Origin of the sequence: Treponema sp. OMZ 906, from assembly GCF_024181185.1 — a bacterium.
Lineage (GTDB): Bacteria > Spirochaetota > Spirochaetia > Treponematales > Treponemataceae > Treponema.
The window spans coordinates 266,775-288,397 of record NZ_CP051196.1 but is presented as its reverse complement, the minus strand read 5'-3'; the positions used below and the strand labels follow the sequence as shown (position 1 = coordinate 288,397).

General features: G+C 45.5%; 8 protein-coding genes and 1 pseudogene. All 9 read right to left on the bottom strand.

The genetic code is table 11. The features are described 5' to 3' along the window. Nucleotides 1-288 precede the first annotated feature (288 nt). Nucleotides 289-4,497 (bottom strand): annotated as a pseudogene (locus tag E4N69_RS01055) (toxin TcdB middle/N-terminal domain-containing protein); the annotation flags it as partial. 129 nt (nt 4,498-4,626) lie between these two features. Then, entirely contained in the window at nt 4,627-4,875 is a 249-nt protein-coding gene (locus tag E4N69_RS01050) for a hypothetical protein (protein ID WP_253824210.1), read from the bottom strand. 216 nt (nt 4,876-5,091) lie between these two features. After that, a complete protein-coding gene (locus tag E4N69_RS01045; RefSeq protein WP_253824209.1) occupies nt 5,092-5,463 on the bottom strand; it encodes a hypothetical protein in 372 nt (123 codons plus the stop codon). 244 nt (nt 5,464-5,707) lie between these two features. After that, nucleotides 5,708-6,307, bottom strand: coding sequence for a hypothetical protein (locus E4N69_RS01040; protein WP_253824208.1), 600 nt, complete (start codon nt 6,305-6,307; stop codon nt 5,708-5,710). Nucleotides 6,308-6,311: 4 nt separating this feature from the next. Beyond that, nucleotides 6,312-16,031 (bottom strand): toxin TcdB middle/N-terminal domain-containing protein, encoded by a 9,720-nt coding sequence (locus E4N69_RS01035; protein WP_253824207.1) that lies wholly within the window; start codon nt 16,029-16,031, stop codon nt 6,312-6,314. Between the two features lie 22 nt (nt 16,032-16,053). Beyond that, nucleotides 16,054-16,581 carry a hypothetical protein gene (locus E4N69_RS01030; RefSeq protein WP_253824206.1) on the bottom strand — a complete coding sequence of 176 codons (528 nt, stop codon included), beginning with the start codon at nt 16,579-16,581 and terminating at the stop codon, nt 16,054-16,056. An 85-nt stretch (nt 16,582-16,666) separates the two neighbouring features. Further along, nucleotides 16,667-17,098 (bottom strand): hypothetical protein, encoded by a 432-nt coding sequence (locus tag E4N69_RS01025; RefSeq protein WP_253824205.1) that lies wholly within the window; start codon nt 17,096-17,098, stop codon nt 16,667-16,669. A 738-nt stretch (nt 17,099-17,836) separates the two neighbouring features. Then, nucleotides 17,837-18,397: a hypothetical protein gene (locus tag E4N69_RS01020; protein ID WP_253824204.1), complete on the bottom strand. Its 561-nt coding sequence runs from the start codon at nt 18,395-18,397 to the stop codon at nt 17,837-17,839. Continuing rightward, nucleotides 18,397-21,573: an RHS repeat domain-containing protein gene (locus E4N69_RS01015; RefSeq protein ID WP_253824203.1), complete on the bottom strand. Its 3,177-nt coding sequence runs from the start codon at nt 21,571-21,573 to the stop codon at nt 18,397-18,399. Before E4N69_RS01015 ends, E4N69_RS01020 begins: the two co-directional genes overlap by 1 nt. Nucleotides 21,574-21,623: the final 50 nt, after the last annotated feature.

Here is a 21,623-nt window from a genome sequence, read left to right as displayed (position 1 = left end):
AGCCTATTATTGCTTAAATTATTTACCTTTGAAAGAATTAATATAATTAAAGCATATAAAATAAGAATATAAGATAAAATAAGGACAATTACTGAAATTTTCAATAATATATTCTTATCTTTCCAATAAATAATACCGGTAATTCTTTGTATTAGTATCCATTTTGAATTCCTCCTTTTTATCAGTTTCCGAATTTTTTTACTGTATTCATTTGAGCTAAGCGCAAATAAAAACAGACGTATTATAATAGTGTTAGGAAAAACTAAAGCTAGAGTGGTAAAAAATAGTTCATTCATTCTTATTTTTTTCTCCATGCATCATGTTCTCTACTTTTTTATAAATTTCAATGCCTAAGTTAAGTGCAGAAGGTGCTGTTCCTTTCAAAATACTCCACACTGTATCTTTGCTAATAGATTTTAATCCATTTGTCTTTGCATAATATACAATAGCTTTGCCCAGTTCTGATACTAAATCCTTTCCGGTTTTATGAGTAATAGCATTCCCAATTCTATGAAAAAGCTGCTTTGTCGAACTTGCCATTATATGCGAAGAATCTGCACCTTTACCACCAAGTTTTCCAGCTACGGCTCCTGTAATAAAAGCTAACCCAAGCTCCAGATAGTTTGCATTTGACAAGTTTTTATGTTCAAAACCAAATTGAGTTACAATATCTTGTGTTGCTGATATTGCACCATTAGCTAAAACTTGACCTACTAATCCAACTCCTGTAGCAGCTAAACCGCCACTTAATGCTCCACCAGCTGCAGCTAATAATACTTTTTTTAGATCTATTCCTTCTCCCTTTACGAACTGTGTGGCAACAGAAACACCCCCTGCAAGACTACCACCAACAACAGCTCCTATTATTATATTTATAAACTTCCCATCCGGATCGGTATATTTCACCGGATTATTCCCCGCGTAGTGGTACAGGTGCAGATTGACTGTGTTGTATACCCCACCCATGCCGGGTAAGTTCTCGTTGTGCTTCTTCGCCTCGTCGTCTATCGGGGCTTTCGGTATGTAATCGTTTAGTGCCGGATCTCCACTCAACCACCTTGAATACTTCGGGTCAAGGTAGCGCGCGCCGTAGTAGTATAAGCCGGTTTCCTCGTCCATCTCCTTACCGGTAAATCTAAACGGCAGTTTATCTAAGCCCGCGGCTACTTCCTCTATCCAGAGTTCCCCGTATGGCGTGTACTCGATGTGCTCGTATTGGCGGCCTCTCCAGTCGGTTACGAACTGCGCACTTCCTAAGTGGTCTGAATGGTAGTAGTACCGCTTCTCGCGCTGCTCTGCGTTATCTCCGTTGTTATCGGTATGCGTCATCGCAGTAACAAGGCGTGAGTTCCCCACAAAGATGTGTTTGTGTACTCTCAAGCCCTGCGGGTTATTCTTATCCTGCACGGGGATGTGTATTGTGTAGAAGTTGTTGAAGTAGAGCGTTTCGCTTCTCCCTTCTTCGGTGTACTTTAAGGCGCGCTGGCCGTCCTCACCGTAGCGGTAGTGCACGGTGTAGCTGCGGTCGCTCGATTTTGTTAATAGATTCTTTTCGTTCCAGGTATAGTTACGCCGGTACGCAAATAGGTTCTCCGGATGACTTTCTTCCGTCTCTTTCGGCGCGTCAAGCCCGAAGCCGTAGTCGGTGCCGTAGACGTCGGTATCGGGGTCGTAGTTGTATGTAAAGACAAACTCATCGTCTTCGGTAAACGGGCCGTCTTTTTCAGCCGTTATGTTCCCGTTCGCATCGTAGCGGTAGTAGCGATTCCCTGCGTGAACTAAACGATGTGCATACGCAGGGTCATACTCGTAATCCAGGCTATAGTCCAAATCAGCATTGGGGTAGGCGTTACCGCGGGAACCGGGTATGTTCGTGGTGCTTACCTTCCGTGTCATATTTCCGATGCCGTCAAAGGCGAAGTCTTGCTTATACTTTGCAACATGTACCGGCGTACTTCCAAAGCTCTTTATCGCCTTGTATTGGTTGCTGGTTCCCTCCACTCCGATGAGTTGATAGAGGCTGTCGTAGGTGTAGCTCTGGCTCGTCTCGTACACGCTTGCGTCGTTACTGTAGCCTAAGACGTTTCCGACCTTGTCAAAGCGGTAGCTTATCTTTTGGAAGATTTCGTCGGTTTGTTTATTTTTGGTTTCAATGTCTTTCAGCCATCGCCGCTTGTCGTCGTAGCGGTAGCGGGTCTCTACGCCGTTTCCGTACTTGATGTAGACTCTTTGCCCGTGCTCGTCATAGACAATCGTGTCGATGTAACTGTAGTTTTCCGTTCCTTTTACCGTGTTCTTTACGCCGCTCACCCCCTTTAGCTGTCCGCCTTTGTCGTAGGTGTAAATTATGGTTTCCCCGTCAGGGTAGCGCATCGTCTGCATACGGCCTAAGTAGTCGGAGCGGTAGGTAAAGGTCGCCGTTTCAGGTTCGCTTAAGGCCTCGTAACGCTTAATCGTTCGTGTCTCTTTAACCACTTCGCTTAAGCGTCCATACTCGTAGTGTATGTCGCCTGATTCATCTTTTTTGCGGATTATCTCTCCGGCTCCTGCTTGGCCTGCTTCGCCGTAGGTGTATTCAACATCGGTACTGAACGGGTAGTCTATCTTTACGAGCCGGTCAAAGCCGTCGTAGACGTACTGTATCTCGCTTAACTTACTGCGCAGCAGTGAATCCGTTTCCGCTTCAAGGAGGCCTTTACTATCATAGCGCCATTCTTTTCTTCCGGTGTCTTTACTTTCTAGGGCTACTCTTCGGCCGAGCAGGTCGTATGTTACCGAGACAATATTTTCGTTCGCGTCATACGCACGAAGCATTTCGCCCAATACCGAGTATTCATAGCGGCCTTTGGTGAGGATGTTGTTTGCCTTGTCCCTTCGCTCTACTTCGCGGATGTTTCCACGGGCGTCTTTCTTTGTAACGCTCTTATTCTCTAACGGGTCGATTGCCTTTGTTATCTGTAGATTATCTTCTATCGCGTACTCATTTTTTTGCTCGCTTCCGTCCGGTAAGAGGGTTTTGATTAGCCTGTCAATGCCGTCGTAGGTGTAGGCGGTTTCGTTTTGCAACTTCGTAAAGTCGTTTATTTCATAGAACTGCTCGACGCTTGCGTAAGAAGCTTTGCTTGCAAGCTCAGCCGGTAAATCGCCTCCATAGAAGAAGGGCATTCCTTCTTTTATCTTGCGTCCTGCCTCATCATAGTGTGTTGCCCCTGATATATTCCAGCCGACATTCGTTTCTCCGGCGGTTCCTTCTCGGTACACTTCCCCTTCTTTCGCCGTGTAGAGGGCGCGGCCTAAGCCGTCATGCATGACTATCGTTTTCATAATGGCCGTGTCGGCCGCTTCGGTGGTAAGCTTATTTGCCGTTACCGTGTACCAGAAAGAAGATGAAGGGGTATGGTATTCGTACTTTGCATACGGTACGTTTCCGGTATCGTAAGGGCTTTTCACTTCCGTTACGCGGCCGAAGCCGTCGTAGCGGTACTTCATGGTGTTACCCGCGCTGTCGGTTTCTTCAAGTTTTACTCCTAAGGCGCTGTCCCACAGGAGTGTGCTCTCGTACGGCACTCCGCCTGTACTTCCTTCTTCCGTTATTTTGGTGACATATATCCCGTCTTGATACCGGTAGCGTACCTTCTTTCCGGTGGGGCTCGTGAGTGTTTTGATATTCCCGCTTTCATCCCACTCTATCGTATAGGTAAGGAGTGTGTTATTGCCCGTGTATTGTTTTACTTCCGTTATCGCGCCCGTTTGGCTATCATAGCGTCCTTCGCGTTTCCGTAACAGGCGTCCGCTCTTGCCGTCCAGCACTTCGATGCGCTCCGGGTGCGCTTTAAAGTAGCGCCGCTCATCGCCGCTGTCCCAATAGCGTATGCGGGCAATAATATCGTCGTTGGGATTCGTAACGTCTCCCTTATCTTCTAAGCTCGTAACATTGCCGTATCGATCATAGCGATACTCGCTTTCTGTTTGTATCGACCGGTATCCTTCCCGTATGGTGTTCCACTCTCGCTTTACCCGTGCATGGGGGACTTCATCCGTTTCATACTCTTTTATCGAATAAACGATGCCGTTATGGCTGACCGTCTCTTTTTTTACCATCCCTTTGCGGTAATAGGCATCAATGTAATACTCCGTCTCGGTCGTCTTTCCCGTTCCCGTTACCGCACGTACTGTCTTAAACCCATAGAACTCTTTTGCTTTGCGGTCATAGTAGCCGTCTTTGTAGGTGTAGGTTGTGCGGTACGACTGTACGTTCCCGCTCTTACTCTGGAGCCCGGAGTTCATTGTGACGCCGCTTAATACATACTTACTCTGCGGCAGCTCCTGCGTGTTCCCTACTCTTTGGTACTCTATCTCATAGCTGCCGCCGGTCGGTAGGTGTATCGTTTTTAATAGTCCTACTTTCCCTAACTTGTTCCGCTGTACATACAGCTTATTCGCTCCTCCGATGTTAAAGACGCGGTCGGCTAACCCATCTCCGTCCCCTTTTGAAAATATGCGGGCATCTACGGCGTCGCACGCCGAAAATAAATGCTCGACGTATACCCGATACGCCTCCGCTTTATTTTCGGCTGTCTCCTTGTATCTGCTCCGCCTCTTTTCAAAAGGCTTCGTTTTTCCGCTTCATATCGTAAGCGGAAAAACCTCCGGTAAAGTGTTTCTTTTTAATAAGCAGTTTTCTTTGGCGGACTGCTGCATTTTGTTTACCATTACTATAAAGAAAACAAAATGCAGCACCGCGCTTTCCGCTCCAATCTTTTTGCCGCTGCTGTTTTGTTCCCGCGGTGTTTTTCCGCTTAATCGCTTCAAAAACCGCACCTGCATTACACGAGCGGCAAAAAGGATTTCTGCTTCAATCGCTGTCCGAAACACTACCGTCCCTAGTTCTGTTTATTCCTCACATACGGCCGTAACTCGTTCTGTGGGGAAGAGGGTATAGATTTTATGTATTTATAGTCGAATATACAGCAGTCCATGCAGATATATCAAAATCATCTTCCTTATATTTCCATGCAATTACACATGCCCAGAATCCCATACTTTTATACCATCTACTAATGTCTTACCTTACAGAAAGATTTTATACGTTTATTTACGGAACAAGGAAATAATACATGATAGAGGAATCATTACTGATAGAACAATAAATGGCATAGTACACAAAAAATGTTTTATAAATTTCTTATATTCAATTAGGTAAGTTTTAAAATTATCATCGTTTGTTTGTTGAATTTTATATTCAAGATAAGGAATTAGATCCGTATACCTTGGATACCATTTTTCACGAACTCCAAACATATTTATTTCCCCGATTCGTTTTAAAGTCTCAATATCATTTATTGTATCCAGATATTCTACAAATTTTTTCCGTTCTTTAGCAAATTCGGAATCAAATTTTTTAAAAGCTTTTACAAAGAACCAGAATGTAACTGCACAAAAAGGAAAAACTACTATAATCATATTCATCCCCCTTAGTTAATATCAATAACTACACAGAATATTTTTGTCAACACAAAAAGTATTTATTTAGATGTATTAAGCTACCATATCATTATTTAATTGTGCAAGGACGTACAGATGTGATATGGCTTCCCACATACGGCCGTAACTCGTTATGCGAGAAGAGAGGGTGAAGTCTTGTTAACCAGCAACTTATAATCTCTTTATGCCTTAGGTTTTAGTTGCACCTAATTATGGGTCTATCTTACTCTACAATTTTCAAACCTTTGGGGTACCAATCAAAAATACGCTCCTTCGGAATACGATAATGATACCAATGTACTATTGGCCCTTCATCTCCTCCCTCATAAAGAGATTTTTTTACCTTAACGGTTTTTTTTATAAAAAGTTTATCGCAATTTGCCAATGCCTCTTTATGTTCATCGGACACAATACAATGGGTAAATATTTCGTCTAGTATATCTCTTATATATAGATCATTTAAATACTCATCAATGAAATATTTCTTTGTATACGGTATATTTTCACACACATTTCTCCATTTATCCAATAAATAAGATAATCCATATTTTTTCGTTAAAACTGAAAAATTATTTTTAGCAATAAACTCATCTACATTTTCAAGAGGTTTTGTTATAAGCTTTCTCCATTTGAAAAAGGCTTTTAGATATTGTATTGTATAGACAAAAAACATCATAAAAAGAATACATAGAATGCTTAATTTTCCTATAACTCTCCAATCAAAAAGATTATCAAAATTATTATGAACACTAAAATATAAACCTACTAGTATCATTATAGAAACATAAAACGATATAAATGAAAGCAATAAATCGACTATCATGATATTACTCCACCAATTGTTTTATATTATCTTTGAGGCCAGTAAATCTATCATAATTTTCAACTATCCCTTCTACAATTTTAGCAGCATTAACTTTATGAGTCATTTGCAAATACTTTTGTAATTTCAAAAAATCAGTTTTTGATAAGTATTTGCCAGATGATTTCATAAAACTGGTAATAGCGTTGTTGAGATTTTTTCCTGCATTACCGGATATAGCGATTCCACATGCAATATCCACGAAATCGCCTAAAGCGCCTATTTTTTCAGTCATCTTACCATTATCATATGAAGCATCACCTATTATCGCATCTGCCATTAAACCTAAGCCATACCCAATAAAGCCAAGTGCTGTATCAGGCATACTAGCATCTAATTTATCTGCATAATCATCACCATGCATTTCAGCAGCGAGGGATGTCGCAATAATTTTTCCAAGTGTAGCTATGGAGTTAGCACTGCCATGTGTAACCATTAAACTCCCCATAAAGGCACCTGCGCCAGTAACACCTGTAGCAGTAGCAATAGAAGCTCCTGCTACAACTTCGAAAGCATTAAGCCCTAGACTAACTAAATTATCCCAATTTCTTGACCACCATCTAGAATCGAATAGTTTTTCCCCATCCGGGTCAGTATACTTCACCGGATTATTCCCCGCGTAATGGTACAAGTGCAGGTTCACGACATTAAACACCCCACCCATGCCGGGTAAGTTCTCGTTATGCTTCTTTGCCTCATCGTCTATCGGGGCTTTTGGAATATACTCACCCAGCGCCGGGTCGCCACTCAACCACCTCGAATACTTCGGGTCTAAATACCTTGCGCCGTAGTAGTATAAACCCGTCTCCTCATCCATCTCCTTACCCGTAAACCTAAACGGCAGCTTATCTAAGCCAGCAGCCACTTCTTCAATCCACAACTCTCCGTACGGCGTGTACTCGATGTGCTCGTACTGCTTTCCTCGCCAGTCGGTTACGAACTGCGCGCTTCCTAAGTGGTCTGAGTGGTAGTAGTACCGTTTCTCGCGTTGTTCTGCGTTATCTCCGTTGTTGTCGGTGTGGGTCATCGCGGTAACAAGCCGTGAGTTACCGACAAAGATGTGCTTGTGCACGCGTAAGCCTTGCGGGTTATTCTTATCCTGCACGGGGATGTGTATCGTGTAGAAGTTATTGAAGTAGAGCGTTTCAGAACGTCCTTCCTCTGTGTACTTTAAGGCGCGCTGGCCGTCCTCACCGTAGCGGTAATGCACGGTGTAGGTTCGGTCGCTCGATTTTGTTAACAGGTTCTTCTCATTCCACGTGTAGTTACGGCGGTACGCAAATAGGTTCTCCGGATGACTCTCTTCCGTCTCCTTCGGCGCGTCTAGCCCGAAGCCGTAGTCGGTGCCGTAGACGTCGGTGTCCGGGTCGTAGTTGTATGTAAAGACAAACTCATCGTCTTCGGTAAACGGGCCGTCTTTTTCTGCCGTGATATTGCCGTTTGCATCATAGCGGTAGTAGCGGTTTCCGGCGTGTACGAGCCGGTGTGCATAGGCCGGATCGTACTCGTAGGTGAGCTCATAGTCAAGCTCTGCGTTCGGGTAGGCGTTACCGCGGGCGCCGGGGAGGTTCGTGGTGCTGGACTTCTTTGTCATGTTCCCGATGCCGTCAAAGGCAAAGTCTTGCTTATACTTTGCAACATTGACCGGCGTGCTTCCAAAGCTCTTTATCGCCTTGTACTGGTTACTCGTGCCCTCTACGCCGATGAGCTGGTAGAGGTTGTCATAGGTGTAGCTCTGGCTCGTCTCGTACACGCTTGCATCATTGCTGTAACCTAAGACGTTCCCGACCTTGTCAAAGCGGTAGCTTATCTTTTGGAATACCTCGTCAGTTTGCCTGTTCCTCGTCTCGATGTCTTTCAGCCATCGGCGTTTATCGTCGTAGCGATATTTGGTTTCAACTCCATTGCCGTATTTGATGTAGACTCTCTGGCCGTGTTCGTCATAGACGATTGTGTCGATGTAGGAATAGTTTTCCGTTCCTTTTACCGTGTTCTTTACGCCGCTCACCCCTTTCAGCTGGCCGCCTTTGTCGTAGGTGTAGGTGATGGTTTCCCCATCGGGGTATTTCATCGTCTGCATACGACCTAAGTAGTCGGAGCAGTAAGTAAAGGTTGCCGTTTCCGGCTTACTGAGTACCTCGTAGCGCTGTATTGTCCGTGTCTCTTCTACGACTTCGCTTAACTTCCCGTACTTGTAGCTTATTTCGCCTGATTCATCTTTTTTATGGACTATCTCTCCGGCTCCGGCTTGGCCGGGTACTCCGTATTCATACATTACGTCTTCACTGAATGGGTAGTCTATTTTTACAAGCCGGTCAAAGCCGTCGTAGTGGTACTGTATCTCGCTTAACTTACTGCGCAGCAGTGAGTCCGATTCCGCTTCAAGGAGGCCTTTACTATCATAGCGCCATTCTTTCCGGCCTGAGTCTTTGCTTTCTAAGGCAACCCTTCGGCCGAGTAGGTCGTATGTTACCGAGACAATGTTTTCATTGGCGTCATACGCGCGAAGCATCTCTCCCAATACCGAATATTCATACCTGCCTTTGGTTAAGCGTGTGCCGTTTTTATCGAGGCGTTCTACTTCGCGGATGTTTCCACGGGCGTCTTTCTTTGTAACGCTCTTATTCTCAAGCGGGTCGGTTGCGGTTGTTACCTGTAGGCTGTTTTCTATTGCGTACTCGTTTTTCTGTTCGCTTCCGTCCGGTAACAATGTGTTAATAACCCTATCTATTCCGTCGTAGGTGTAGGCGGTTTCATTGCGCAGCGCTGTAAAATCGTTTGTTTCATAGAACTGCTCGACCTTCTCATACGTATCTTTATTTGCAAGCTCATCCGGTAACGCACCTCCGTAGAAGAAGGGCATTCCTTCTTTTATCTTTCTTCCCGCCTCATCGTAGTGTGTCGCCCCTGAAATATTCCACCCGACATTCGTTTCTCCGGCGGTTCCTTCTCGGTACACTTCCCCTTCTTTTGCCGTGTAGAGGGCGCGGCCTAAGCCGTCATGCATGACTATCGTTTTCATAATGGCCGTGTCGGCCGCTTCGGTGGTAAGCTTATTTGCCGTTACCGTGTACCAGAAAGAAGATGAAGGGGTATGGTATTCGTACTTTGCGTAGGGAGTGCCTGCCGTATCATCATAGGGGCTCTGTACTTCAATGACCCGCCCGAAGCCGTCGTAGCGGTACTTCATGGTGTTACCCGCGCTGTCGGTTTCTTCAAGTTTTACTCCTAAGGCGCTATCCCAAAGGAGCGTGCTTTCGTATGGCACTCCGCCGTTACTTCCTTCTTCCGTTATCTTAACCGGGTATATCCCGTCTTGGTAGCGGTAGCGTACCTTCTTGCCGGTGGGGCTTATCAGGGTCTTGATGTTCCCGCTTTCATCCCAGTCTATCGTGTAGGTTAAGTTTGTGCCGCTTGAGGTATACTGTTTTACTTCCGTTATCGCGCCCGTTTGGCTATCATAGCGTCCTTCTCGCTTCCGCAACAGCCTGCCGCTCTTGCCATCCAACACTTCGATGCGCTCCGGATGCGCTTTAAAGTAGCGCCGCTCATCGCCGCTGTCCCAATACCGTATGCGGGCAACGATGTCGTCGTTGGGATTGGTAACGTCTCCCTTATCTTCTAAGCTCGTAACATTGCCGTACCGGTCATAGCGATAATCGCTTTCCGTCCGTATTTCGCGGTATCCTTCCCGTAGGGTGTTCCACTCTCGCTTTACCCGTGCATGGGGGACTTCATCCGTTTCATACTCTTTTATCGAATAGATGTTTCCCCCGGCGCTTACCGTCTCTTTTTTGACCATCCCTTTGCGGTAATAGGCATCGATGTAGTACTCGGTCTCGGTTACCTTGCCCGTCCCCGTTACCGCACGTACTGTCTTAAACCCATAGAACTCTTTTGCTTTGCGGTCATAGTAGCCGTCTTTGTAGCTATAGGTTGTGCGGTATGATTGTACGTTCCCGGCTTTCGTTTGCAGCCCTGAGTTCATTGTTACACTGCTTAATACATACTTACTCTGCGGCAGCTCCTGCGTGTTTCCTACTCTTTGGTACTCTATCTCATAGCTGCCTCCTGTCGGAAGGTGTATCGCTTTTAATAGTCCTACTTTCCCTAACTTGTTCCGCTGTACATAAAGCTTATCGGCTCCTCCGATGTTGAAGACCCTGTCGGCGAGTCCATCCCCGTCTACGTCAAAGAGGCGTAAGCTTACTTCGCTTTCACTATAGGTGCCGCTCGCTCCCCCTGAAAAGTTACAGATGATATTAATCCCTGCCCATACCGGAAACCCCACCTGTCCTGAAAGACTTCCAGACACTCCCACGCTCCGGCTCGTGTTAAACTCCAGTGCCTCAGGCGTCTTTAATAGCCCGTTTATTTTTTCCGTATCGAGCTCTTTTTTCATACTGCCCGGCCGATAGGGAATTTGGATACGCTCCGATGTCCCAACGAGCCGGCTCAGCGACTTGCTATAATAATCTTCATACTCCGCCCCTTCGAGGGTGCGTATCGCAATGCTCTTTTCTTCCCCGTCGAAGCCTGAGCCGCGGTTCACTTTGACGGTATAGTTACCACCCTTTACCGTTAATAGGTCGGGAAGCCCGTCTCCGTTGATGTCGGCGATAAGGAAATCGGTGGCTGTTTGAGAGATGTTCACATTAACGCCGATGTTCCCTCCCCCGTAAGTAAGCGAGGCGCCGATATTCAACCCTAAGCCGAAGTTCCCTCCGCCGCTATTGACGCTTCCTTTCGATATGCTTTCTGCCTGCCACGCTCCTGCCTTTGTAAACCCATCCCCGATATTCAGTTCCGCTCCGGCTGCTGTTTTATAATCGGGAAGCCCATCTCCATTTATGTCTACTAATCCGCTCGTTTGAGACTGCGTGCCTTCTGATGCGTTCCATCCCACACTCGGGCTCATTCCCCCAGGACTCGATCCTGCAGGTGCTACCGACATGCTCTTTATGCTGCCGACCGCGCTTCGTATCGCCTGCGCCACTCCCGCAAGCCCGAGCCCTCCTCCAATCACCGTCGATTCGTTCCCGTTGACCGCTAATCCTCCGCCTGCTATATGCTTCTTCCTGTTAAAGACTCCTTCTCCGCTACCGTATTGAATGTTAAGACCGCCTGATTCTGTTTTTACTATGTCAGGATAGCCGTCTCCGTCAATATCCTGATAGCCTTGTACTTGGCGGCTCTCTCCCGTGTTAACCCCTAAGCTCGTATTCTGAGGTCCTACATGCGCGCCGACATTGAAGTCATAACTTTCACTTTCATTCGCAGAAAGCACAAAGCCTTTGCCTCCTTTCACCCACGGCAGCTTCCCGTACGCCCCGCCGGTGATCCGGCTTGAGTGCAATACCTCATCATCAATATACGCCGCATAGTAATGCATGACACTTGCCATCTCGCCGTCTGCGTCAAAGCCGTTTTCACTCGTATTCGCAATCGCTCCGATAAGGCTTTTCTCTTTAAAGAAAAATCCGCTTCCCTCATCCTGCCTCGGCGTTTCCGGAGGCGATTTCTGTTTAAGGTTTTCTTCCGCATACGTGCCATACCGCTGTACTGCGCTATATCCGCCGAGGGTACGCTTCCGTATCTCCTCCGTTACTTTATCTTTCGCTTCTTTCCCGCTCGGCGCGTTCGATGTTTTCGCATCTGCCTGTTCTTTTAGTTTCTGCTGTTCCTTATCAACTTTTTTTGCTCCTTCCTTCTCATTTTTTCCTCCATACTCCTTCTCATATTCATTCGGTGCAAATAGGGCTTGCACACTGAAGCGCTGCTGACCCCACCTCGAATAAAGTCCGTAGTACCACCGGTTTGCCCCGCCGTACATCTGCTCATACCGGCCGAACCCTGCTATCCCTTCTTTCCCTTCATACTTTCCAATCCAATAGTTCTCATTCCCTTGGTACTCTTGTATCCCTTCCCATGTTGTGACAACCTTCCCCCCTTGTATCTTCACCACTTCTATCTGTCCGCCTTGCACCTCATAAAGGCTCTCACGCGGGTACACGATACACACCCCGACCCTTTCGTAATAGTAGCTTCCGACATACGCTAAAAACTTCAGCACTTCTTCTTTTGCAAGATGCTCTTTCGTTGTCCGGTATTCTTTCTTTGCCGCATCATGCGTAAAGTATGGAAAATTATACGTCTTACTTTCATACCGCTTCAGCTTCTTCTCCAGTTGCTGTAACCCTTCTCCGCTTATCCCGCTCTTTATTTGATACTCATCCCCTATCGCTTCAAAATATTCTTCCCCGACTTCTTTCCTCTCTTCCGCAGTGAATATTCCAATCTCCCGTATCCGCTTCTCACCTTCCGGCAGCTCTTCGATAATAACGTTCCCTTCTCTCCGCGCTTCTTTCAACGCTTTTACTATCTCTTTTTTATCCTCTTCTGCGGCGCCCTCTTTCAAATGCCACTCGTTCCCCGACTTTTCATACAGTGTCCCTATTGCTATCGTCTCGCTACCTTTCTGTATCCTCTTGTCTTTTATCTTCTCGTATACTCTTCCGCTTATTCTTTCTACGCGGCTAATGCGGTATTCGATTCCTTTTTCGACTATCTCTGCCATCCCCTTTTCATACTCATTCTCACTGATAACCTTCCCTACTTTCCGCCCGGTAAGCTCAATCGAAAATTCATACCCCTTCTTACTCCGCCCCTCTACTATTGCCTTGACGTTATTTTCCTCTTTTGTTACCACTGCCCCTTCTTTTCTTCTTCCCTGCTCATACAGAACAAGCTCCCCTCCCTCTTTATCAAACCGGTACGCCTTTCCGTTGATGAGCCCTACTTCTACTCCCTTTTCATCCTCGTAGCCGCGCTCGCCCTTTTCCCGCTCGCTGTTCACTTTTAACGTAAGCCTATCTCGGTAGTATGCCTTTCCATCCCCGTCATACAGCGGGTACCTTACGCTTCCGTCGCCACTCTTATACCCTGCCATTTCTTTCCGTTGCTCTTGGCTCATTTTATTGATGATATCGTTGTAAGGCCCTCCGCCGCTTCCCCTTCCATTCCACACATATTGCTCAAAGCCCGCATCGTATTGTACGCGCTCCTTCAGTGCCGCCTGTTCGCTCTCGCTTCCAATCCCGCCGTAAAATACTTCAAACGCTTCTTTTGCGACCTCATCTCCGGCATACCCGTAATACCCTTTTTCCAGTATCTTCTCTATCGTCTGCTCACTCAGATGCTGAACGTACTGAGAATCTTTCAGCTGCCAATACTCACGTCTTTCATCTTCATCATGTTCGCTTTTTCTCTGGTAAAAATGCTGCAAAACTTCATCAGGGCTTTCATTCATCCTTTCAGGCAGCTCATATGCAATATGCGCTCCCAATAGCTCATCTCGTTGGATCTTCCGGTACCGTATCCGTATCCCTGCTCTTATGCTCTCTCCGATTTCTGCCTTGTTATCCGTCTCCGTCGCAAAATAGATATACTCCCCTCTTTTCACTGCCTGCCTAAAACGATATCCCTTCTTTTCCGTGCATTCTCCAATCAATACTCCGCCTTTATTCACTCCCTTCCATACGCCGAGCTTCCCGCTCCCGATCTCTTTTATCTCTACCGCTATCTCGATCTCCCCGCTTACCGCACTTCGCCACGCTTGCACTCCTTCTTGAAAATAGTGCCCCTTTTCCGCTTCTTCCTTCTCTTTCTTACTAACCCCTATCTCTGTTTTTTCCGCTCCGCTTAACGCAACCCCCGCTTTAAAGCCTCTTCCCCCATCGTTTTCGTAGTATCTTCCCTTCGACACAAAATCCACATACCCGTCTCGGTTTACATCCGTAAATTCACTTTTACTCTCTCCGCGGCTCCACTGTTTCGTCAGTCCCATCCCAGCCCCAACCTGAGGCCCGCTGATATCTAACTTCCCTCCGACGCTCCAGTTCCAATCCTCATTCTCACTTAAATAAAGCCCTTTTAATGCCTTCCCATCAAAGTACTCAGCCTTCTCATATCCTATCTTTCCGTCGCTCTGCTTTTTCCCTTCATATATCCTTATTTCCCCTTTCTTCCACTCCACAATGTCCGCTATCCCGTCTCCCGTTACATCCACAAAATTCCGCTTGCTGTGTCCTCTTCCGCTTCCCGCTGACGCCGTTATCCCGCCGGATATCGACACGCTATTTGCAAAGTTTACTCCCGCTCCTCCGCTGCCGCTTCCTCCTCCGCTTATGTGTACGCTTTCCGCTATGCTCCCGCTTCTTTCCCAGCCTTCCGTCTCTCCGAATACTTTTAACCTTCCGCTCTCATCCGTCTCCGCTTGCTCATACCCGAATTCATACCCATACCCTTCCGCGCTTCCCTCTCCCTTCACCAAAAGCTTTATAAGCAGGCTCTCTCCCATCTCGTTTTCTCTATATTCAAAGCCGTATGCTCTTATCGCCCGCCCACCGACGCTCATCTCGATGCTCGCTATCCGCTTACTCTCTTTCCTCACATACTTTCCCCGTCCGTCTATCCGCGTATCTCCTCTTCCTTCATACGCTATGGTTACCTTTCGATCTCTCTCTTTCCCGTAGATAACCTGTTCAAGAAGTACCTCTTCACCCTCTGCTCCGGTTTCCTTCTTGTACACATACTTCACCTCGTTTCCGAAGCTATCGCTCTCCCTATCCAAATAATAAATATATTTCGCTCCTTCTCCTTTGCCGCTCCACCTTTCTTTCCCGTATATCTTTACCCGTCCGTCTTTTCCCGTTACTTCAAAATAATTTTCACTTACTCCTCTCCCTTCGACCCAGCCGTTTGCTATCCGCTCGTACTGCTGCTCCTTCTCCTTTCTCCATACGCCCCCTTCGTACTTCACGCGGCTCCCTTCTACCAGGTACGTGTCCTTCCTGTCATATGCCGGTAGCCCGAACCTCGTGTCGATGCTGATGCTTTCTATTCCTCCTAAACTCCAGCCCTTTCCTATAAGCCCCCACCCGCTCCCGCTCGCATAGCGTAACGACAGCTCAGGCGCCATCCCTTTCACTCCATCAGGCGTTTTAAGCTTTATCCCAAACGATGCGCTTCCTTCACTTCCCCCTTTCAGTCCTTCTATTCCCTCTATCCCCCCTGCCGCATCCGCCGCTTTTAGCTCCTTGATGCTGTTTAAATTCACACGCACCGGCTCGGGGCTCTCCGGTAAGCTCAATGTCCCGTTGATCATATCCGTAAAGTGATCCGTATACGATTCGATCCGCTTCCCTTCCTCATCTACTCCCTTCCGCTCTAATGCTATCCACCGCTTCTCTTTCTCATCGTAGTAGTATGTATAAATCCCCTGCGCCTCTTCCCCTTCTATCCGCGCATCGTACTCAAGCGAAAGCTCGCACGCCCTCTTAAATTTCATCCCCTTAGGTAAAAACCGCCACCCGCCGAAGCCCGCCGTGACGTTCTTTACTTCTCCTCCCTCTGCTACTTCATACAGCCGGCTAATCGTTATCTCGACTTCCTTTTCTACCGCTCCTTCGGGGATGCTAAAGCGCACTCCTTCCGCCTCTAACACGCCTCCTTCTTTCCCGATAACCTTTTGCGCCACAACCGTACTCGCTTCTCTCTTCACGCCGCGCGCCCCTTCTCTCCGCCCTTGTCCGTACACACCGCCGGGCGCTATCACGGTAAAAAGGTAGACCGTAAATACTGCTTTCTTCACTATTTCCGCCGCCGCTTCTTTTATTCTTTTCATCTGCTTCTCCCTTCTGTTCAGCCTACCGTACCGCTTCGTACTCTATCCACACGCACTCGCTCGGAAATTTGTCCTTCGCTGAGATTACTGCTATTACTCCTGCTTCGCCACCTTTTGAAAATATGCGGGCATCTACGGCGTCGCACGCCGAAAATAAATGCTCGACGTATACCCGATACGCCTCCGCTTTATTTTCGGCTGTCTCCTTGTATCTGCTCCGCCTCTTTTCAAAAGGCACCGTTTTTCCGCTTCCGGCAATCCCTGCCGTAAGCGGAAAAACCTCCGGCATAGTGTTTCTTTTTAATAAGCAGTTTTCTTTGGCGGACTGCTGCATTTTGTTTATTATTATCACAAAGAAAACAAAATGCAGCACCGCGCTTTCCGCTCCAATCTTTTTGCCGCTGCTGCTTTGTTCAGGCGGTGTTTTTCCGCTTAATCGCTTCAAAAACCGCACCTGCATTATATGCGCGGCAAAAAGGATTTCTGCTTCAATCGCTGTCCGGGGGAGAGGATAGTTACGCTGTGAATAAAAACAAAATATTGTTTTCACCTTAAAAAATATTTTTCCACTTCACTACCGCCATGGATAGCGGTAGTTCTAAACAGTATCATGTTTTGCTGTCAACAAAACAATATTACCACTCAGATATTTGTAAAACTTTCGATAAATTAATCTTTTTAAAATCATTTTTTGTGAATTTAAAATATGAGATAACTTGCTTTAAATTAGCAGCCCATATTCCGTCGTTTTCTTCGAATGCATCGGATAATGCTATTTCTAAATCTATTAACACCTTATCTTTTGGTATCTGCTTAATAATATCAAAGGCCATACCAGCTCCGGGCCATGATAAATCTTTAAATAAAAACAACAATCCCTGCAATGCCTGTTCTTTAATCATATTTTCTTTCTTAGATAATACATACACTAAATTCTCCCAAATATCTTTCGATGCATTCTGAATACAATGTTGAACATCCCAATTATCATTAGCTATTAAAAACTCCATAGTTTTTTCTTGTTCAGTTCTTGGTCTATTCCAACTCAAGTTATTAAGATTATTCATTGTCAATCCTGCCACTAACTCTTACTGAAATACTCTGTAGATATAATGTATATGGATGTGGGTATTCATTTTTGTTTACCCCTCATATACAGCCGTAACTTGTTCTATAAGAAGAGAGGGCTTACCCTTGAATCATATTAGCCTTTTATCCATCTTCTTTAATTAGCGGATTACTTAATGTTATTTTTAAGCATACGTGTTAACAACACTATATAATATAAATACTATAATCATAATGACAAATACTATAATCATAATGACAAATACTATACAGATAGATATCTGTACAACCAACATTGTATAAAAAATTTTATAGAGCATTTGGAGCATATAGATTTTTTTATTTTTTTTCGCAAGGTATGATTTTCTAAATATCTTCCATAACTCATCTATTGCCGCTATCACATCATTATTCTTTTTTCTCAAAGGCATTACGCCAAAACCTTCAATATAGTTTTTTAATTTATTAAAATATTCCAACGTAATATACTTATTCTCATAAAGAAAACACAATATAGTACAAGTATATCTTAAACGAAAAAAAAGGAAAAAAGCTATTAATAAAAAACCTTCAACTATATAGAACGGAACAACGTAAAATATTATAACATTCATCAATTACTCCAATAGTAAAGGCGCTTTATATATCTACCCATATATCTTTTCAAAATATCCCATCCCATCACTCGACAAATGATTTAACAATTGGATAATTACCTCGCTTATCAATACTCAATATTATCCCTGTTTTAGCGGTAATATAGATAATAGGCTAGATATCATCATCTCAAAAAAACATACCGGCATTTGTAACAACCAGATACCAAAATTAAAATCTGAACCGATTCTATCACCATCATAAATCACTATTGGATCCAAATACAAGTGAATATGCGGATATCCCTGTTTTTTACAATATGCAAAAACAGCAGCTCTATCATCATCGGATCCATCAGGAGGTACCGGAAAAATCTTATATTTACTTTCATCAGAACTAAAAAAGACTCTATTTTGAGCCGGATCTGAATTATGTGAAATTACATATATAATATCTTCAGCTACAAATATGCTAATATCTCTTATTGTCGTTGGCACTATGATATAGTCATGCGTAGGCAATGACAATTCTTTATATTCATACGGCATAATATAGCAAGCATACACTGTGCTCCAAAATGTTAAAGTAGTATTTCCGATAGTATAATACATCTTATATTGAAAAACATAAAAAATACATGATGCAGGGAATAGCAGTATCAAAGCAATAATCGCAAAAACTCGTATTACTTTTGTTTTCATTAGTGATCCTCCGCACACTTTTTCATCATCTGTTCCCAATAAGCACGGCCATCAATAAATCCTTTGATTTGCGCTGCTTGCGATTCCTGCCCTTCTTGAACAAATTTCTTAGAAGTTATTGATTGGAAAATGTCAAAGCCCAATCTTGCAAAGCTCCACCAAAGACCATTTTTACCAGCTGCATAACCTGCGGCATAGTTACCCACATCACGTGCAGAACCGAATATTCTATTTCCACCTTGAGTAGTACCAAGTTGCATGCCTCGATGATAATAGGTATCTAAATCATTTCCCTCCCTACCATTATTTCCTATATCTTTAAAATCATATTTCTTGCCATTTAGCCCATTTGGAATATAAGTAATTAAACTTGGTGTGTTTATTTTAAAATCATCAAGAAAAGCTTGCCCAGACGTATCATTCATATCTATCATAGCACCGGCAACAACTGTATCATTGTGAAAAAATGAATGGTCTGTAAACATGACACCAAGAACACTGCCTGTCCGCTGTCCATCTACGGTTAAATATATACTCAAATCATTGTTTATAGTACCGCCACAAATAGTATATGTTCCATCATTATTATCAAAAACTTCAATGTGTTCCCCATCCGGATCTTCATACTTCACCGGATTATTCCCTGCGTAGTGGTACAGGTGTAGGTTCACCACATTAAACACCCCGCCCATGCCGGGTAAGTTCTCGTTATGCTTCTTCGCCTCGTCGTCTATCGGAGCTTTGGGTATGTAATCGCTCAGTGCCGGGTCTCCACTCAACCACCGGCTATACTTCGGGTCAAGGTAGCGCGCCCCGTAGTAGTACAAGCCGGTTTCTTCGTCCATCTCCTTGCCGGTAAACCTGAACGGCAGCTTGTCTAAACCAGCGGCAACCTCTTCAATCCAGAGCTCTCCGTATGGCGTGTACTCGATGTGCTCGTATTGCCTGCCTCTCCAGTCCGTCACGAATTGCGCGCTTCCTAAGTGGTCTAAGTGGTAGTAATACCGCTTCTCCCGCTGCTCGGCGTTATCGCCATTGTTATCGGTATGCGTCATCGCGGTAACTAAACGGCTATTGCCCACAAAGATGTGCTTATGCACTCGCAAGCCTTGCGGGTTATTCTTATCCTGCACGGGGATATGTATCGTGTAGAAGTTATTGAAGTAGAGCGTTTCACTTCGTCCCTCTTCCGTATACTTGAGCGCTCTTTGTCCGTCCTCACCGTAGCGGTAGTGCACGGTGTAGCTGCGGTCGCTCGATTTTGTTAATAGATTCTTTTCGTTCCACGTGTAGTTACGCCGGTACGCAAATAGGTTCTCAGGATGCGTCTCTTCCGTCTCTTTCGGGGCGTCAAGGCCGAAGCCGTAGTCGGTGCCGTAGACGTCGGTGTCGGGGTCGTAGTTGTATGTAAAAATAAACTCATCGTCCTCGGTAAATGGCCCGTCTTTTTCTGCCGTAATGTTGCCGTTTACATCATAGCGGTAGTAGCGGTTTCCTGCGTGCACAAGCCGGTGTGCATACGTGTTGTCGTATTCGTAATCAAGACTGTAGTCAAGCTCTGCTTTCGGGTAGGCGTTACCGCGGGCGCCGGGGAGGTTCGTGGTGCTGGCCTTTCGTGTCATGTTTCCGATGCCGTCAAAGGCGAAGTCTTGTTTGTACTTTGCAACATGTACCGGCGTACTTCCAAAGCTCTTTATCGCCTTGTACTGGTTGCTTGTTCCCTCTACTCCGATAAGTTGGTATAAACTGTCGTAGGTGTAGCTCTGGCTCGTTTCATACACGCTCGCATCATTACTGTAGCCTAAGACGTTCCCGACCTTGTCAAAGCGGTAGCTTATCTTTTGGAATACCTCATCGGTCTGTCTATTCTTTGTTTCAATGTCTTTTAACCATCGCCGCTTGTCGTCATAGCGGTAGCGGGTCTCAACTCCATTGCCGTACTTGATGTAGACTCTTTGCCCGTGTTCGTCATAGACAATCGTGTCGATGTAACTGTAGGTTTCCGTTCCTTTTATCGTGTTCTTTACGCCGCTCACCCCCTTGAGCTGTCCGCCTTTATCGTAGGTGTAGGTTATGGTCTCCCCATCAGGGTAGCGCATGGTCTGCATACGGCCTAAGTAGTCACAGCGGTAGGTAAAGGTTGCCGTTTCAGGTTCGCTTAACGCTTCATAGCGCTTAATTGTCCGTGTCTCTTTTATTACCTCGCTTAACTTACCGTACTCGTAGCGTATTTCTCCTGCTTCATCTTTTTTGTGGATTATCTCTCCTGCTCCTGCTTGGCCTGGTGCTCCGTATTCGTATGTAACGTCTTCGCTGAACGGGTAGTCTATCTTTACGAGCCGGTCAAAGCCGTCGTAGACGTACTGTATCTCACTGAGTTTACTGCGCAGCAGTGAGTCCGATTCCGCTTCAAGAAGCCCTTTGCTATCATAGCGCCATTCTTTTCTTCCGGTGTCTTTACTTTCTAGGGCTATACGCCGTCCGAGTAGGTCATACGTTACTGACACAATGTTTTCATTGGCGTCGTATGCGCGAAGCATTTCACCCAATACCGAGTATTCATAGCGGCCTTTGGTGAGGATGTTGTTTGCCTTGTCCCTTCTCTCTACTTCCGTGATGTTTCCGCGCGCGTCTTTCTTTGTAACGCTCTTATTCTCTAACGGGTCGGTTGCTATCGTTACTTGTAAACCGTCTTCTATTTCGTACTCATTTTTCTGCTCGCTTCCGTCCGGTAATAGAGTGTTGATTACCCTGTCTATTCCATTCCCTTTTGAAAATATACACGCCGTCTGCTTCGTCGCTTCAAAAAAATTAATCCTCAACGTATCATAGATACGCCTGCGGTTAATTTTTCCTCGCTCCTCGCATCCGACATGTCTCTTTTCAAAAGGCTTCGTTTTTCCGCTTCCGGCAAGGATTGCCGTAAGCGGAAAAACCTCCGGCATAGTGTTTCTTTCTAATAAGCAGCTTTCTTTGGCGGACTGCTGCATTTTGTTTACTATTACTTCAAAGAAAACAAAATGCAGCACCGCGCTTTCCGCTCCAATCTTTTTGCCGCTGCTGTTTTGTTCCCGCGGTGTTTTTCCGCTTAATCGCTTCAAAAACCGCACTTGCATTATACGCGCGGCAAAAAGGATTTCCGCTTCAATCGCTGTCCGGGGGTTACCGATACCCATACCCATCCCTGTTTCTGTTTGCTCCTCACATACGGCCGTAACTCGTTCTG

Excerpts from the sequence above, each read along its gene's own strand:
- E4N69_RS01045 (WP_253824209.1), bottom strand. The coding sequence starts at position 5,463 with ATGATTATAGTAGTTTTTCCTTTTTGTGCAGTTACATTCTGGTTCTTT.
- E4N69_RS01040 (WP_253824208.1), bottom strand. The coding sequence starts at position 6,307 with ATGATAGTCGATTTATTGCTTTCATTTATATCGTTTTATGTTTCTATA.
- E4N69_RS01035 (WP_253824207.1), bottom strand. The coding sequence starts at position 16,031 with ATGAAAAGAATAAAAGAAGCGGCGGCGGAAATAGTGAAGAAAGCAGTA.
- E4N69_RS01025 (WP_253824205.1), bottom strand. The coding sequence starts at position 17,098 with ATGAATAATCTTAATAACTTGAGTTGGAATAGACCAAGAACTGAACAA.
- E4N69_RS01020 (WP_253824204.1), bottom strand. The coding sequence starts at position 18,397 with ATGAAAACAAAAGTAATACGAGTTTTTGCGATTATTGCTTTGATACTG.
- E4N69_RS01015 (WP_253824203.1), bottom strand. The coding sequence starts at position 21,573 with ATGGGTATCGGTAACCCCCGGACAGCGATTGAAGCGGAAATCCTTTTT.